The following is a 15,171-nucleotide window of genomic DNA, read 5'->3' as shown; positions in this document are numbered from 1 at the left end:
GCCTTTGGCTCATGCCTTTGGCCTATGTCTTCGGCCCGCTTCTCTGCCCCGAGCGCACGCCTGCGCGATGCACGCGCGCGCCCGTCACGTCACTCGACGATACGCATCGAATAATCGATCGCGCGCACGTCCTTCGTCAGCGCGCCGATCGAGATTCGATCGACGCCCGTCTCGGCGATCGCACGCACCGTATCGAAATTCACGCCGCCCGACACCTCGAGCACCGCGCGGCCCTCGGTGATGCGCACCGCGTCGCGCATCATATCGAGCGTGAAATTGTCGAGCAGCACCGATCGCGCACCGTGCGCGAGCGCCGTGCGAAGCTGGTCGAGCGTTTCGACCTCGATCTGCACCGGCACGGCGGCGTTCAACGCGAACGCCGCGTCGAGCGCCTCGCCGACGCCGCCCGCCGCCGCGATGTGATTCTCCTTGATCAGGATGCCCGCGTAGAGCGCGAGCCGCTGGTTCGCGCCGCCGCCCACGCGCACCGCGTACTTCTGCGCGAGCCGCAGGCCCGGCAGCGTCTTGCGCGTGTCGAGAATGCGCGTGCGCGTATCGGCGATCCGGTCGACGTAGCGGCGCGTCGCGGTCGCGACGCCCGACAGCAGCTGCAGGAAGTTGAGCGCGTTGCGCTCGGCCGTCAGCAACGAACGCGCGGGGCCGCGCAGTTCGCAGACGGTCGAATCCGCCGTCATCCGGTCGCCTTCGCGATAGCGCCAGTCGACCTCGATCGACGGATCGACCGCGCGCACCACCGCGTCGAACCACGGCACGCCGCACAGCACGGCCTCCTCGCGCACGATCACGCGCGCGCGGCGCGGCGCGCCGTCCGGCACGAGGCGCCCGGTCTGATCGCCGCCGCCGACGTCCTCGGCGAGCGCATCGGCCACGTTGCGCGCGATCGCCGCGTCGAACGCGGCGCCGTATTCGCGCGAGATTTCAGCGAAAAGCGGAGACATCGCGCCGTTCGTCATGCCGCCCCCACGTTCGCGAAGAGTTGCTGATCGCGCAGCAGATCGCCGCTCGCCTGCACGCGCTGCTTGTGGCGCGCGGCGAAATCGAGCATCCGGTCGATCGGCACGCGCGCGCGCTCGGCGATCGCCGCATCGACGAAGATCTCGTTGTGACCGCGCTCGAGCACGTCGGCGAGGTTCGACAGCACGTTCATCGCCATCCACGGGCAGTGCGCGCAGCTCTTGCACGTCGCGCTGTTGCCGGCCGTCGGCGCCTCGATGAAGGTCTTGCCGGGCGCCGCGAGCCGCATCTTGTGCAGGATGCCGAGATCGGTCGCGACGATGAATCGCTGAGCGTCGAGCTTCACGGCCGCATCGATCAACTGCGTCGTCGAGCCGACGACGTCCGCGAGCGCGACGACGCCCTCCGGCGATTCCGGGTGCACGAGGATCTTCGCATCCGGGTATTCGTTGCGCAGCAAGTCGAGCTCGATGCCCTTGAACTCGTCGTGCACGAGACACGAGCCCTGCCACATCAGCATGTCCGCGCCCGTCTTCTTCTGGATGTAGCCGCCGAGGTGGCGGTCCGGCGCCCAGATGATCTTCTCGCCGCGCGCGTGCAGATTGGCGACGATCTCAAGGCCGATCGACGACGTGACCATCCAGTCGGCGCGCGCCTTCACCGCGGCGCTCGTGTTCGCGTAGACGACGACCGTACGGTCCGGATGCGCGTCGCAAAACCGGGAAAACTCGTCGACCGGGCAACCGAGATCGAGCGAGCACGTCGCGTCGAGGTCGGGCATCAGCACGCGCTTGCCCGGGCTCAGGATCTTCGCCGTCTCGCCCATGAAACGCACGCCGGCGACCACGAGCGTCTGCGCGCCGTGGTCGCGCCCGAAGCGGGCCATCTCCAGCGAATCGGCAACGCAGCCGCCCGTCTCGTCCGCGAGTTCCTGCAGCTCCGCGTCGACGTAATAGTGCGCGACCAGCACGGCCTTCTCGCGTTCGAGCAACGCCTTGATCCGCGCCTTCAGCGCCTCGCGCTCGCCGGCAGCGAGCGGCGCGGGCACCTTCGCCCACGCCTCGCCCACGCCGCAGGCCGCCCCTGCCGCGAGCGGGCGGTCGTACTCGACGGGTTTGATCGCCGATTGCATCCTCATCTCCTGTCGACCGGAGTTAGCGCTTGGCGCATGCTCTGGTTCCATGCAAAGTTCAATCTGCCGATAGGCTGCCGTCGCCAAACGGCGGCCCAAAAGAAAAAACCCCGCCAGCGCGGGGTTTGTGACGTCCTGAAATTCTAATCGATTTCGGCGCGGACGACTCAGGCGTAGCGGCGCAGACGCGTCGCGAACTCTTGCAGCGCCTTGATGCCGCTTTGCTCGGCGCGATGGCACCAATCCTGCAGCTGCGCGAGCAACTGGTCGCGCGACGCGTTCGAGCGCTCCCAGATCGCGGCGAGTTCCGTGCGCAGCTGGAAGAACGTATGCAGTTTCTGACTGTTCGCGAAGATCTCCGGCAGCATCCGCTTCTGCGGCTCGTCGAGGCCCGCCTCTTCCTTGTGGAACCACTTGCGCGCGCCGCGCATCAGCTGATACTTCTCGCGCGCGCCCAGTTCCTTCAGGTGCACGAGCTCCTGCCTGTACGCGCGCTTGAGCGTCTTCGCGTAGCGCGCCATCACCTCGTAGCGGTTCGACAGCACGGCCTGCAGCGTTTCCTGGTCGAGCACCGTCTTGCGCGCGGCGAGGCGCGGCGTCGGCGCGATCTTCTTCACCTTCGCGAGCCCGAACGCCGACATGATGCGGATGTACATCCAGCCGATGTCGAACTCGTACCACTTGTTCGACAGCTTCGCCGACGTCGCAAACGTATGATGGTTGTTGTGCAGTTCCTCGCCGCCGATCACGATGCCCCACGGGAACAGGTTCGTGCTCGCGTCGGCCGCATTGAAGTTGCGATAGCCCCAGAAGTGGCCGAGGCCGTTGACGACGCCCGCCGCCCAGAACGGAATCCACACCATCTGGACCGCCCACACGGTGAGGCCGACCACGCCGAACAGCGCGACGTCGATCACCATCATCAGGCTCACGCCGAGAATCGGATACTTCGAGTAGAGATTGCGCTCGAGCCAGTCGTTCGGCGTGCCGTGGCCGTACTTGCGCATCGTCTCTTCGTTCTTCGCCTCCGCGCGATACAGTTCGGCGCCTTCGAGCAGCACCTTCCAGATGCCGCGCGTCTGCGGGCTGTGCGGGTCCTCCTCGGTCTCGCACTTCGCATGGTGCTTGCGATGGATCGCCGCCCACTGGCCCGTCAGCATGCCCGTCGTCATCCACAACCACAGGCGGAAGAAGTGGCTCATGACCGGATGCAGATCGAGCGCGCGGTGCGCCTGGCAGCGATGCAAATAGACCGTCACGCCGACGATCGTCACGTGCGTGACGGCGAGCGTGAACAGCACGACCTGCCACCACGAGAAACGCAGAAGCCCGTTGGAAAGGAAATCGAGCAGGGAATTCAACAAGGCAGTTACCTGTGGAAGTAGTAGGGACGCCGGCTCAAATGACCTGCGTCAAGAAAATGAAAGCATACCGCACAGTAGGACGGAATTTTACTGCATCCGTTCCAAGTCTTTGTAAAAAATGAATATTTTTTGCGGCGGCGCAATACGCGCGCGCGGATTTTCAGGTTGAACGGGCGCGCGGCGGCGCCCGCCCGGCGCTACGCGTCCTGCCGCTGCCGCTCCGCCGCCGGGCCGTGCGCGCCGGCCGCGGGCGCGATGGCGTCCGGCAGCCCGATCACGCGCACCTCCCGCTGCGGGAACGGAATCGAGATTCCGTGTGCGACAAAAAGTCGCCAGATGTTCCGATTGACCGCCGAGCGCACGCTCGCCGTCCCCTTCGCCGCGTCGGCGATCCAGAAGCCGAGCTCGAGGTCGATCCCGTCCGCGCCGAAGCCGACAAGATAAGGCGTCGGCGCCGGGTCCTCGAGCACGCGCTCGACGCCCGTCGCCGCGTCCGCGAGCAGCGCCATCGCCTGCTCGACGTCCGATGTGTACGCCACCTGAACCGCGACCTTCGCATAGCCGCGCGTCAGGTACGACGACTGGTTCTGCACGACGTCGGTGATGAGCTTCTCGTTCGGAATCAGCGTCTCGTTGCCGTCGAGGCCGCGCACGACCGTATAGCGCGTGCGGATCTGCGTGACGACGCCCTGCAGGCCGCCGACGTTGATCGCGTCGCCGAGCCGCAGCGACCGGTCGAGCAGGATGATGAAGCCCGACACGTAGTTGCTCGCGATCTTCTGCAGGCCGAAGCCGAGCCCGACGCCGAGCGCGCCGCCGAACACGCCGAGCACGGTCACGTCGATGCCGACGAGCGACAGCCCGATCAGCACCGCCGCGAAGATGAGCAGCGCGCGACCGACGCGCGAGAGCACGACCCGCAGGTTCGCGTCGAGCGAGCGCGCGCGCATCAGCCGCTCCTCGAGCACCGAGCCGAGCCACATCGCGACGACGAGCGTCACGCAGATCCACAGCGCGCCCGACACGACCGACAACAGCGTGAGGCGGGCGTTCGCGACGCGGAACTGGACGCTGTCGAGCCAGACGAGCACGTCGCGCTGGATGCCGAGCACCGTGAGCGCCATCGCGATCCACACGACGATCGACACGAACTTCTCGACGATCGACAGCCACGCGTGCGTGTGGCCGTCGCGCGCGAACACGCGGCGCGCGACGAAGAACAGGATGTAGATGAGCCCGATGCCGAAGAGCGGCACGAGCGCGAGCTGCAGCAGCGACGTCGGCATCAGCTCGTCGAACGCCGTCTCCGCGACCCACATGAACACGCCGCCGACGAGCGGGAACAGCGCGCGGTTCAGGCTGAGCGCGCCCGGGCCGGGCGCGCGGCCGGCCGTGCGGCGGCGCGCGTCGATCCGGCCGCGCAGATAGCGCGCGACGAGCCACGCGAGCGCGAGCGAGCCGAGGAACGCGACCGCCTGCCAGATCATCGCCGGCTGGCCGAAGTCGTGTGCGACGGCCGCGAGCCGTCGCGTGAGGTGATTCGTGACCATGCGCGAGCCCGCCCGTTACTGCGCGCGCCGCTCGAGCACCGCGGCGAAGAAGCCGTCGGTCGCGTGGCGATGCGGCCAGAGCGACAGATAGTCGCCCGTGTCGAGCGCAATCCGCTGCTCGGCGAGCACGCGGCTCGCCGGCACCAGCGCGAACTCCGGATGCGCGGCGAGGAATTCGGACACGATCGCCTCGTTCTCCGCCTCGAGCACGCTGCAGGTCGCGTAGACGAGCCGGCCGCCCTTCTTCACGAGTCGCGCGGCGCTCGCGAGGATCGACGCCTGCTTCGGCGCGAGCTCGTCAACCGTCTCGCGCGACTGGCGCCACTTCAGGTCGGGATTGCGGCGCAGCGTGCCGAGGCCGCTGCACGGCGCGTCGACGAGCACGCGGTCGATCTTGCCCGCGAGCCGCTTGATCTTCGCGTCGTGCTCGCTGTCGATCAGCACCGGGTTCACGTTCGACAGGCCGCTGCGCGCAAGGCGCGGCTTGAGCTTCGCGAGCCGCTTCTCGGACACGTCGAACGCGTACAGGCGCCCCGTCGAGCGCATCATCGCGCCGAGCGCGAGCGTCTTGCCGCCCGCGCCCGCGCAGAAATCGACGACCATCTCGCCGCGCCGCGGCGCGACGAGCGAGCACAGCAGCTGGCTGCCCTCGTCCTGCACCTCGATCTGCCCTTCCTCGAACAGTTTGAGCTTCGTGAGCGCCGGCTTGCCGACGACGCGCACGCCGAACGGCGCGAACGGCGTCGCGCCGGCATCGATGCCCGCCGCGCGCAGGCTGTCGATGACCTCGTCGCGCGTCGCCTTCAGCGCGTTCGCGCGCAGATCGAGCGGCGCCGGATAGTTGACGGCCGCGGCGAACTGCGCAAGCTCGTCGGCGCCCATGCGCTCGGCAAGCGCCTGATGAATCCAGTCGGGCAGGTTCGTGCGCACGCGCAGCGGCAAGCTCGCGGGATCGATCTTCGCGACGTGGTCGAGCCACGCCCACTCGGCGTCCGACACGAACGGCTTCACCGCCGAGCGGCCGACCGTCTGCATCAGCCCGAGCAGCACCAAGCGCCGCGCCGGCGCGCCAGTGCCGCTTTCGGCAAGGTGTGCGTACTCCATCTTCCGCCGCAGCACCGCAAACACCGCTTCGGCGATCACGCCGCGCTCGGCGTGGCCGAGCTTCGGATGCGCGCGGAAAAAGCGGCTCGTCGTCACGTCGGCCGGGCCGGCGAATTTCAGGACGTCGGCAAGGAGCGCCTCGGTCTGGCCAATCAGGAAACCGTGCAGCTTCATACGCCCTCGCTCGTCGACGTGTCGATCGCATCCGCGAACAGCCAGCGCGCCTCGTTGGGCGCGACGACGGCGCGCCCCGCGTCGAGACGCAGCTTCCCTTCGACGAACCAGCGCACCGCGCGCGGATACAGCACGTGCTCGGCGGCGAGCACGCGCGCAGCGAGCGCATCGGCGCCGTCGCCCGCGACGACGGGCACGGCCGCCTGCGCGACGATCGCGCCGCTGTCGAGCTCCGGAATCACGAAGTGGACGGACGCGCCGTGCAGCGCGACGCCCGCGTCGAGCGCCTGCTGGTGCGTATGGATGCCCTTGAAGCTCGGCAGCAGCGACGGATGGATGTTCAGCATCCGGCCCTCATATTTGGCGACGAAGGCCGGCGTGAGAATGCGCATGAAGCCGGCGAGCACGACGAGATCGGGGGCAAAGCGATCGACCTCGGCGGCGAGCGCCGCATCGAAGCTGTCGCGGCCGTCGAACGCGCGGTGGTCGACGACGGCCGTCGCGATGCCGTGCGCGGCCGCGAATTCGAGGCCGGCTGCGCCCGGACGATTGGAAATCACGGCGGCAACCTCGGCAGGCCAGCCCTCGCGCGCGCAAGCGCGTACGATGGCCTCCATGTTGCTGCCGCGGCCGGAAATCAGGATGACGATTTTTTTCATCCGCGGATTTTACCATTCGCCCCCGCCGTTTCCGGCATCCTGAGCCGCCCGGCCGCCCGAGCGTTTATAATCTTTTGCTTTGCGGCATCCGGCCGCGCTTTCCCCCACGCTGTCACCCGCTATCGTGAAAGTCTTTCGCGGCCTGCCCAACGCCGAGAGCCGCGCCCCGTGCGCGCTGACGATCGGCAACTTCGACGGTGTCCATCGCGGCCACCAGGCCCTGCTCGCGCGCGTGCGCGCGGCGGCGGACGCGCGCGGGCTGCCCGTGTGCGTGATGACGTTCGAGCCGCACCCGCGCGAGTTCTTCAATCCGGCGAGCGCGCCGCCGCGCATCGCGATGCTGCGCGACAAGCTCGAGGCGCTGCGCGAGCACGGCGTGGACCGCGTGGTCGTCGAGCACTTCAACCATACGTTCGCGAGCCAGTCGCCCGAGACGTTCGTCGAACGCACGCTCGTCCACGGGCTGCACACCCGCTGGATCATGGTCGGCGACGATTTCTGCTACGGCGCGAAACGCGCGGGCGATTTCGCGTCGCTGAAGGCGGCGGGCGAGCGCTTCGGTTTCGAGGTCGAGCAGATGGAAACGCTCGCCGACGCCGACGGCGCGCGGTTCTCGAGCTCAGGCGTGCGCGCCGCGCTCGCGGCGGGGGATCTGGACGCGGCCGCGCGAGCGCTCGGCCACGGCTACGCGATCAGCGGCCATGTCACGCACGGCCTGAAGCTCGGCCGCGACCTCGGCTTCCCGACGTTGAACCTGCCGATCGCGCACAAGCGTCCCGCGCTGTCCGGCATCTTCGTCGTCCGCGTGCACGGCATCGGGCCCGAGCCGCTGCCCGGTGTCGCGAGCCTCGGCGTGCGCCCGACCGTCGACGATTCCGGCCGCGTGCTGCTCGAGGTGCATCTGCTCGACTGGCACGGCGACGCGTACGGCAAGCTCGTGCGCGTCGAATTCCTGAAGAAGCTGCGCGACGAGGCGAAATTCGTCGATCTCGAGACGCTCTCGCGCGCGATCGCGCAGGACGTCGTCGATACGCGCGCGTACTTCGCCGAGCACGGCCGTGCGCCGGGCAGCCGCGCAACCGGCTTCGCGACGTCGGCCACCGACCGAATTAGCTGATCGACGCGGCGAGCGCACCGTGCGCTCACGTCCTGCGCGCCGCCGAAAGCCGCCGCCGCGCCTCACCGATTCCACAACGCGCGAGCGTCCCCAAGATTTCACAGCGATCCCGACATGAGCAACAAGAAAGCCGACTCGAAACCGCAGGCCAAGTATCCGGTCAACCTGCTCGACACGCCGTTCCCGATGCGTGGCGACCTCCCGAAGCGCGAGCCGCAATGGGTGAAGGACTGGGAGGCGCGCGGCGTCTACGAGAAGATCCGCGCGACGAGCCAGGGCCGCCCGAAATTCATCCTGCATGACGGCCCGCCGTACGCGAACGGCGATATCCACCTCGGCCACGCGGTCAACAAGATCCTGAAGGACATGGTCGTGAAGTCGCGCAACATGGCGGGCTTCGACGCGCCGTACGTGCCCGGCTGGGACTGCCACGGGATGCCGATCGAGATCCAGATCGAGAAGCAGTTCGGCAAGTCGCTGCCCGCCGCCGAGGTGATGGCGAAGGCGCGCGCATACGCGACCGAGCAGATCGAGAAGCAGAAGGCGGGCTTCAAGCGCCTGGGCGTGCTCGGCGAGTGGGGCAATCCGTACAAGACGATGAACTTCCAGAACGAGGCGGAGGAAATCCGCGCGCTCGGCAAGATCATCGAGAAGGGCTACGTGTATCGCGGCCTGAAGCCGGTGAACTGGTGCTTCGATTGCGGCTCGGCGCTCGCCGAGGCGGAGGTCGAGTACAAGGACCGCACCGATCCGACGATCGACGTGCTGTTCGCGTTCGCCGAGCCCGAGAAGACCGCGCATGCGTTCGGCCTGGCCGCGCTGCCGCGCGCCGAAGGCGGAATCGTGATCTGGACCACGACGCCGTGGACCATCCCCGCCAACCAGGCGCTCAACCTGCATCCGGAGATCGTCTACGCGCTCGTCGACACGGAGCGCGGCCTGCTCGTCATGGCCGAGGAGCGTGTCGAGGCGTGCATGAAGGACTTCGGCCTCACGGGCCGCGTGGTCGCGACGACGCGCGGCGACAAGCTCGCGAACCTGCGCTTCCATCATCCGCTCGCCGCCGCGCACCCGGGTTACAAGCGCACGTCGCCCGTCTATCTCGGCGACTACGTGACGACCGACACCGGCACGGGCATCGTCCACTCGTCGCCCGCGTACGGCGTCGAGGATTTCACGTCGTGCAAGGCGCACGGGATGACCGATTCGGACATCATCAACCCGGTGATGGGCGACGGCCGCTACATCGAATCGCTGCCGCTCTTCGGCGGACTCACGATCTGGGACGCGAATCCGAAGATCGTCGACGCGCTGAAGGCGGCCGGGTCGCTGCTGCGCAACGAGCACTACTCGCACAGCTACATGCACTGCTGGCGCCACAAGACGCCGATCATCTACCGCGCGACGTCGCAGTGGTTCGCCGGCATGGACACGCAGCCTGCCGACGGCGGCAAGACGCTGCGCGAGACCGCGCTCGACGCGGTCGACGCGACCGCGTTCTATCCGTCGTGGGGCAAGCAGCGCCTGCACGCGATGATCGCGAACCGCCCCGACTGGACGCTGTCGCGCCAGCGCCAATGGGGCGTGCCGATGGCGTTCTTCGTGCACAAGGAAACGGGCGAGCTGCATCCGCGCACGCTGGAGCTGCTGGAGGAAGTCGCGAAGCGCGTCGAGCAGCAAGGCATCGAGGCGTGGCAGACGCTCGACGCGCGCGAGCTGATCGGCGACGACGCGAACCTGTACGAAAAGAACCGCGACACGCTCGACGTGTGGTTCGATTCCGGCACGACGCACTGGCACGTGCTGCGCGGCTCGCACAAGGATCAACTGCAGTTCCCGGCCGACCTGTATCTCGAAGGCTCGGACCAGCACCGCGGCTGGTTCCATTCGTCGCTGCTGACCGCGTCGATGCTCGACGGCCGCGCGCCGTACAAGGGTCTCCTCACGCACGGCTTCACGGTCGACGGCGAAGGCCGCAAGATGAGCAAGTCGCTCGGCAACGGGATCGATCCGCACGAAGTCGCGAACCGCCTCGGCGCGGAAATCATTCGCTTGTGGATCGCGTCGACCGACTATTCGGGCGAGCTCGCGATCTCCGAGGAAATCCTCAAGCGCGTGACGGAAGGCTATCGTCGAATCCGCAACACGCTGCGCTTCCTGCTCGCGAACCTGTCGGATTTCGACTACGCGAAGGACGCGCTGCCCGCCGAACAATGGCTCGAGATCGACCGCTACGCGGTCGCGTTCTCCGCGCAGCTGCAGGCCGAGCTGCTCGCGCACTACGAGAAGTACGAGTTCCACCCGGTCGTCGCGAAACTGCAGACGTTCTGCTCGGAAGATCTCGGCGGCTTCTATCTCGACGTGCTGAAGGATCGCCTGTACACGAGCGCGCCGGCGTCGAAGGCGCGCCGCTCCGCGCAGACGGCGCTCTACCACGTGACGCAGGGCCTGTTGCGCGTGCTCGCGCCGTTCCTGTCGTTTACGGCCGAGGAAGCGTGGCGCGTGTTCCTGCCGCAAAGCGAGACGATCTTCACCGAGACCTACTACGCGTATCCGGAAATCGCGAACGCCGACGCGCTCGTCGCGAAGTGGACGCTGCTGCGCGACGTGCGCGGCAACGTGACGAAGGCGCTGGAGGAAGCGCGCGCCGCGAACCGGATCGGCTCGTCGTTGCAGGCGCAAGTCGAAGTGCGCGCGTCGGGCGCGCGCTACGACGCGCTCGCGAGCCTCGGCGACGACCTGAAGTTCGTGCTGATCACGTCGGCGGCGACGGTCGTGAAAGTCGACGCGCAAAGCGACGAAAGCGTCGAAGTCGCGGCGTCGAAGTACCAGAAGTGCGAACGCTGCTGGCACTACCGCGAGGACGTCGGCGCGCATGCCGATCATCCGACGCTCTGCGGCCGCTGCTTCTCCAACCTGTTCGAAAACGGCGAAACCCGGAGCGCTGCGTAAATGGCGAAGACCCTGTCGAAATCCTCGGGCGGCGCGCTTGCGCCGTGGCTCGGCATCTCGCTGATCGTGATCCTGTTCGATCAGTTGACGAAGATCGCCGTGCTGAAGACCTTCGCGTACGGCGCGATGCATCAACTCACGCCGTTCTTCAACCTGACGCTGATCTACAACCGCGGGGCCGCGTTCGGCTTTCTCGCGACCGCGGGCGGCTGGCAGCGCTGGGCGTTCACCGCGCTCGGCATCGGCGCGACGCTCGTGATCTGCTATCTGCTCAAGCGCCACGGGCACCAGCGCCTCTTCAGCCTGTCGCTCGCGCTGATTCTCGGCGGCGCGCTCGGCAACGTGATCGATCGCCTGATCTACGGTCACGTGATCGACTTCCTCGATTTCCACGTCGGCGCGTGGCACTGGCCCGCGTTCAACCTCGCCGACTCCGCGATCACGGTGGGCGCGGTGCTCCTCATCTACGACGAGTTGCGTCGCGTGCGCGGCGCGCGCTAGGCGCATACACTTCGCGCAGGGGCCGGCGCGCGCCGGCCCCACGTGCTTTCGGAGGCCTCAGTTGGCACACGCAGAACTCGCAGGAAAACACCTCGTCCTCGGCCTCACGGGCGGCATCGCCTGCTACAAGATCGCCGAGCTCACGCGCCTCTTGACGAAGGCGGGCGCGACCGTGCAGATCGTGATGACCGACGCCGCGACGCAGTTCATCACCCCCGTCACGATGCAGGCGCTGTCCGGCCGCCCCGTCTACACGAGCCAGTGGGACGCGCGGATGCCGAACAACATGGCGCACATCGATCTGTCGCGCGAAGCCGACGCGATCGTGATCGCGCCCGCGTCGACCGATTTCCTCGCGAAGCTCTCGCACGGCTTCGCCGACGATCTGCTGTCGACGCTGTGCATCGCGCGCGACTGCCCGCTCCTCGTCGTGCCGGCGATGAACCGCCAGATGTGGCAGAACCCGGCGACGCAGCGCAACGTCGCGCAACTGCGCCGCGACGGCGTCGCGGTGCTCGGCCCCGATTCGGGCGCGCAGGCGTGCGGCGAGATCGGCGACGGCCGGATGCTCGAGCCGGAAGCGATCTACGAAGCGATCGTCACGCATTTCCAGCCGAAGGTGTTCGCGCATCGCCGCGTGCTGATCACGGCCGGCCCCACCTTCGAGCCGCTCGATCCGGTTCGCGGCCTGACGAACCGCTCGAGCGGCAAGATGGGCTTCGCGCTCGCGCGCGCCGCGCAGCAGGCGGGCGCCGACGTGCATCTCGTCGCCGGCCCCGTTCACCTGCCGACGCCGTGGGGCGTGTACCGCGAGGACGTGCGGACCGCGCAGCAGATGTACGACGCGGTGATGAACGCGGTGCCGGACGCGGACGTGTTCATCGCGGTCGCCGCGGTCGCCGACTGGCGCGCCGCGCAGCCCGCCGAGCACAAGATCAAGAAGACGGCCGACCACAAGATGCCGGCGCTCACGTTCGTCGAGAACCCGGACATTCTCGCGAGCGTCGCCGCGCTGCCCGATGCGCCCTACTGCGTCGGCTTCGCGGCGGAAAGCGGCGATCTCGACGTGCACGGCGAGGAAAAGCGCGTGCGCAAGAAGGTGCCGCTGCTGATCGGCAACCTCGGGCCGCTCACGTTCGGGCTCGACGACAACGAAGTCGTGCTGTTCGAAGCGTGCGGCGCGACGCGGCTGCCGCGCGCCGACAAGATGACGCTCGCGCACGCGCTCGTCGCCGAGATCGCAAAGCGCCTGCCCGACGCGAGCCTCATCTGACGCGTCGCCGCGCCGCTCATCGTTCAACTCTCAACTCTCGCCACCGATTCTCGCCGCATGAAACTCGACCTGAAGATTCTCGACGCGCGCATGCGCGACTACCTGCCGAAGTACGCGACGACGGGCAGCGCGGGCCTCGACCTGCGCGCGTGCCTCGACGCGCCCGTCACGCTGAAGCCGGGCGACACGGCGCTCGTGCCGACCGGCCTCGCGATCCATCTCGCCGATCCCGGCTACGCGGCGCTGATCCTGCCGCGCTCGGGCCTCGGCCACAAGCACGGCATCGTGCTCGGCAACCTCGTCGGCCTCATCGATTCGGACTACCAGGGCGAACTGATGATCTCGACATGGAACCGCGGCCAGACCGAGTTCGTGCTGAACCCGTTCGAGCGCCTCGCGCAACTCGTGATCGTGCCGGTCGTGCAGGCGACGTTCAACATCGTCGGCGATTTCGCGCAAAGCGATCGCGGCGCGGGCGGCTTCGGCAGCACCGGCCGCCACTGACCGAAGCCCCGGACCGGGCCGCGCGGGGGCCTCGCGCGGCCCGGCAGCCCCACACGTGCTCGCCTGCCGTCTCACTCCCGCTTCCGTCGCGCCGCCGCTCACTCCTCGAGCGCGGTCCGCTCACGCCAGTCGAGGCTCGGCTGCCGCGCCAAGTTCGTCGCCCTCGCCCGCTTCCACCGCTTCGCTTCGCCGAGCGTCGCATGAATCACGAGCGCGATCAGCGCGCCCGCGAGAATCGCCGATGAGCCGACGGTGCCAAAACCCAGCCCGCCCTGCGCGACGGGCTTCGTCAACAGATCGCCGACCGTCGCGCCGAACGGACGCGTGAGCACGAACGCCGCCCAGAACAGGAACACCTTCGACACGTTCGTGAAGTACGCGGCAAGCACGATCGCCGCGAGCAGGCCGCCGATCAGGAACGCGCCGCCCGCGAAGCCGAGGCCCGAGCTGTCTGCGAGAAAGTCGCCGAGCGCGGTGCCGAGCGTGTTCGAGAACAGGATCGCGATCCAGTAGAGCACCTCGACCTTGCGCGTGCGGATCTCGGTGACCGCGAGCGATTCGCCCTGCAGACGCCACACCGCGAAGATCGTCAGCAGGATCGCGACGAGGATGCCGGAGCCCGCCGCATAGCCGAGGCCGAGCGTGCGGTCCATGAAGTCGGACATCGTCGTGCCGGCGGTGCTCGTCGCGACGATCACCGCCCAGTAGATCGCCGGGCGGTAGCGCGTCGTCGCGAGCTGTGCGGCGAGCGTGACGATGAAAATCGAGAACAGGATCAGCGAGCTGTACGCATAGCCGACGTTGAGCGTCATCGACAGCAGATCGCCGCCGGTTTCGCCCAGCGTCGTCGCGCAGATCTTCATTACCCAGAATGCGAGCGTGATCGCCGGGAGTTTGTTCATGCGAGCCCTCGAAGGATTTCGGACCGGTTCAATCGCCGCAGTGCGGCACGAGATCCGAATGCTAGAGGGCGGCCGCTTAAGAGAGTGTTAACCCGCATGCCTGGCGTGCTGACAACGATCGATCGGCATGTGCGCGCGCGAAGAACATGCCGCTTTCGGCATGCGCGTTATCTCTGTTTGCGCAGGATTCCTTCTGGATTCGCGCCCGGAATGAAACAATCGCGCGCCGATACGACGAGATAGTCGCCCAGACGTCGCACGTCGAGATCGCACACGCCGTCCGGCACCTGCATGCGCGACAGCATCGCTTCGTCGTCCGACACGGGCCGCAAGCGCAGCAGCATCTCGACGCGCGACTGTGCGCCGCTCGCGAACGAATAGCTGATGCGATCGCCGTGCACGATGAGCCGACGCGCGCCCGCGCTGCCGCGCCAGCGGCCGTCCCACGCGGATGGCGGCGCGAATTTCTTCACCTGCCGCAGATGCGAGCGCACGAGCCATCCGGACGTCTCGACGCCCGCGCCGTCGATGTACGTCGCATGCACCATCCCGCCCTGCCACATGTCGCCGTCCGCCGTTTCGCTGACGACGACCTCGCGCCCCCTCGCAACGTAGCGGCCGCTATTCGTGAAGTGGAACGACACGCCTTGCGCGTCCGATTCGCGCGTGAAGAACGGCGTCTTCGGCGCTTGCACGCTCGCGAGCCATGGCGTCGTATCGAGCGGCGGCACAGCGGCGCCGCTCGAAGCCGCGAACGCGGCGCCGAGCGGCGAGGCGAACACCGCGCCGATCAGCGCGACGCACCTCGCCGCGCGCGCGAGCGCACGCCCGAGCGAGCATGCCTGCGCAACGGCCTTTGCATGGTCGACATCGGATGCCCCGCTCGTCTTACTCGTTGTCATGCGGCCTCCCGCCAGATGTGTCGACTTACTCGCTGCGCCGTCGCGAACTCGCGTCGCATCAC

General features: G+C 67.9%; 13 protein-coding genes. 5 read left to right on the top strand and 8 right to left on the bottom strand.

The genetic code is table 11. The features are described from left to right. Positions 1 to 89 precede the first annotated feature (89 nt). The 6 genes from nadC to purN form a co-directional block, all read right to left on the bottom strand. Complete coding sequence (gene nadC / locus BTH_RS16170) at positions 90 to 974, bottom strand: carboxylating nicotinate-nucleotide diphosphorylase (protein ID WP_009892586.1); 885 nt, start codon at positions 972 to 974, stop codon at positions 90 to 92. Beyond that, complete coding sequence (gene nadA, locus BTH_RS16165) at positions 971 to 2,107, bottom strand: quinolinate synthase NadA (RefSeq protein ID WP_009892589.1); 1,137 nt, start codon at positions 2,105 to 2,107, stop codon at positions 971 to 973. Before nadA ends, nadC begins: the two co-directional genes overlap by 4 nt. 167 nt (positions 2,108 to 2,274) lie before the next feature. After that, positions 2,275 to 3,471 (bottom strand): DesA family fatty acid desaturase, encoded by a 1,197-nt coding sequence (locus BTH_RS16160; protein ID WP_009903348.1) that lies wholly within the window; start codon positions 3,469 to 3,471, stop codon positions 2,275 to 2,277. A 197-nt stretch (positions 3,472 to 3,668) separates the two neighbouring features. Further along, positions 3,669 to 5,021 (bottom strand): mechanosensitive ion channel family protein, encoded by a 1,353-nt coding sequence (locus tag BTH_RS16155; protein WP_009892594.1) that lies wholly within the window; start codon positions 5,019 to 5,021, stop codon positions 3,669 to 3,671. Between the two features lie 15 nt (positions 5,022 to 5,036). Beyond that, entirely contained in the window at positions 5,037 to 6,299 is a 1,263-nt protein-coding gene (locus tag BTH_RS16150; protein ID WP_009892596.1) for an RsmB/NOP family class I SAM-dependent RNA methyltransferase, read from the bottom strand. Continuing rightward, complete coding sequence (gene purN, locus BTH_RS16145; RefSeq protein ID WP_009892597.1) at positions 6,296 to 6,958, bottom strand: phosphoribosylglycinamide formyltransferase; 663 nt, start codon at positions 6,956 to 6,958, stop codon at positions 6,296 to 6,298. Before purN ends, BTH_RS16150 begins: the two co-directional genes overlap by 4 nt. Positions 6,959 to 7,082: 124 nt before the next feature. Between purN and BTH_RS16140 the strand changes: the two genes are divergently transcribed. The 5 genes from BTH_RS16140 to dut all read left to right on the top strand — a co-directional run bounded on the left by BTH_RS16140 (position 7,083) and on the right by dut (position 13,305). Beyond that, entirely contained in the window at positions 7,083 to 8,075 is a 993-nt protein-coding gene (locus BTH_RS16140; protein ID WP_009892598.1) for a bifunctional riboflavin kinase/FAD synthetase, read from the top strand. Between the two features lie 114 nt (positions 8,076 to 8,189). Further along, positions 8,190 to 11,027, top strand: a complete 2,838-nt coding sequence (ileS, locus tag BTH_RS16135; RefSeq protein ID WP_009908562.1) for an isoleucine--tRNA ligase — start codon at positions 8,190 to 8,192, stop codon at positions 11,025 to 11,027. Beyond that, the gene (gene lspA, locus BTH_RS16130; RefSeq protein WP_009892600.1) at positions 11,028 to 11,528 is read left to right on the top strand and encodes a signal peptidase II; all 501 of its coding nucleotides are present in this window, start codon (positions 11,028 to 11,030) and stop codon (positions 11,526 to 11,528) included. 61 nt (positions 11,529 to 11,589) lie between these two features. Continuing rightward, positions 11,590 to 12,801: a bifunctional phosphopantothenoylcysteine decarboxylase/phosphopantothenate--cysteine ligase CoaBC gene (gene coaBC / locus BTH_RS16125; protein WP_009892602.1), complete on the top strand. Its 1,212-nt coding sequence runs from the start codon at positions 11,590 to 11,592 to the stop codon at positions 12,799 to 12,801. Positions 12,802 to 12,858: 57 nt separating this feature from the next. After that, positions 12,859 to 13,305 carry a dUTP diphosphatase gene (dut, locus tag BTH_RS16120; RefSeq protein ID WP_009892605.1) on the top strand — a complete coding sequence of 149 codons (447 nt, stop codon included), beginning with the start codon at positions 12,859 to 12,861 and terminating at the stop codon, positions 13,303 to 13,305. Positions 13,306 to 13,403: 98 nt separating this feature from the next. On the opposite strand, the gene BTH_RS16115 is transcribed toward dut, so the two are convergent. Both BTH_RS16115 and BTH_RS16110 read right to left on the bottom strand, forming a co-directional pair. Beyond that, a complete protein-coding gene (locus tag BTH_RS16115) occupies positions 13,404 to 14,207 on the bottom strand; it encodes a COG4705 family protein (RefSeq protein WP_009892606.1) in 804 nt (267 codons plus the stop codon). 167 nt (positions 14,208 to 14,374) lie between these two features. After that, on the bottom strand, positions 14,375 to 15,109 hold the full coding sequence (locus BTH_RS16110; RefSeq protein WP_009892608.1) for a hypothetical protein: 735 nt from the start codon (positions 15,107 to 15,109) through the stop codon (positions 14,375 to 14,377). Positions 15,110 to 15,171: the final 62 nt, after the last annotated feature.

Origin of the sequence: Burkholderia thailandensis E264 (assembly GCF_000012365.1) — a bacterium.
Taxonomy (GTDB): domain Bacteria; phylum Pseudomonadota; class Gammaproteobacteria; order Burkholderiales; family Burkholderiaceae; genus Burkholderia; species Burkholderia thailandensis.
Note: the sequence above shows the minus strand (reverse complement) of the source record. Positions and strands in the feature narration are given on the sequence as shown.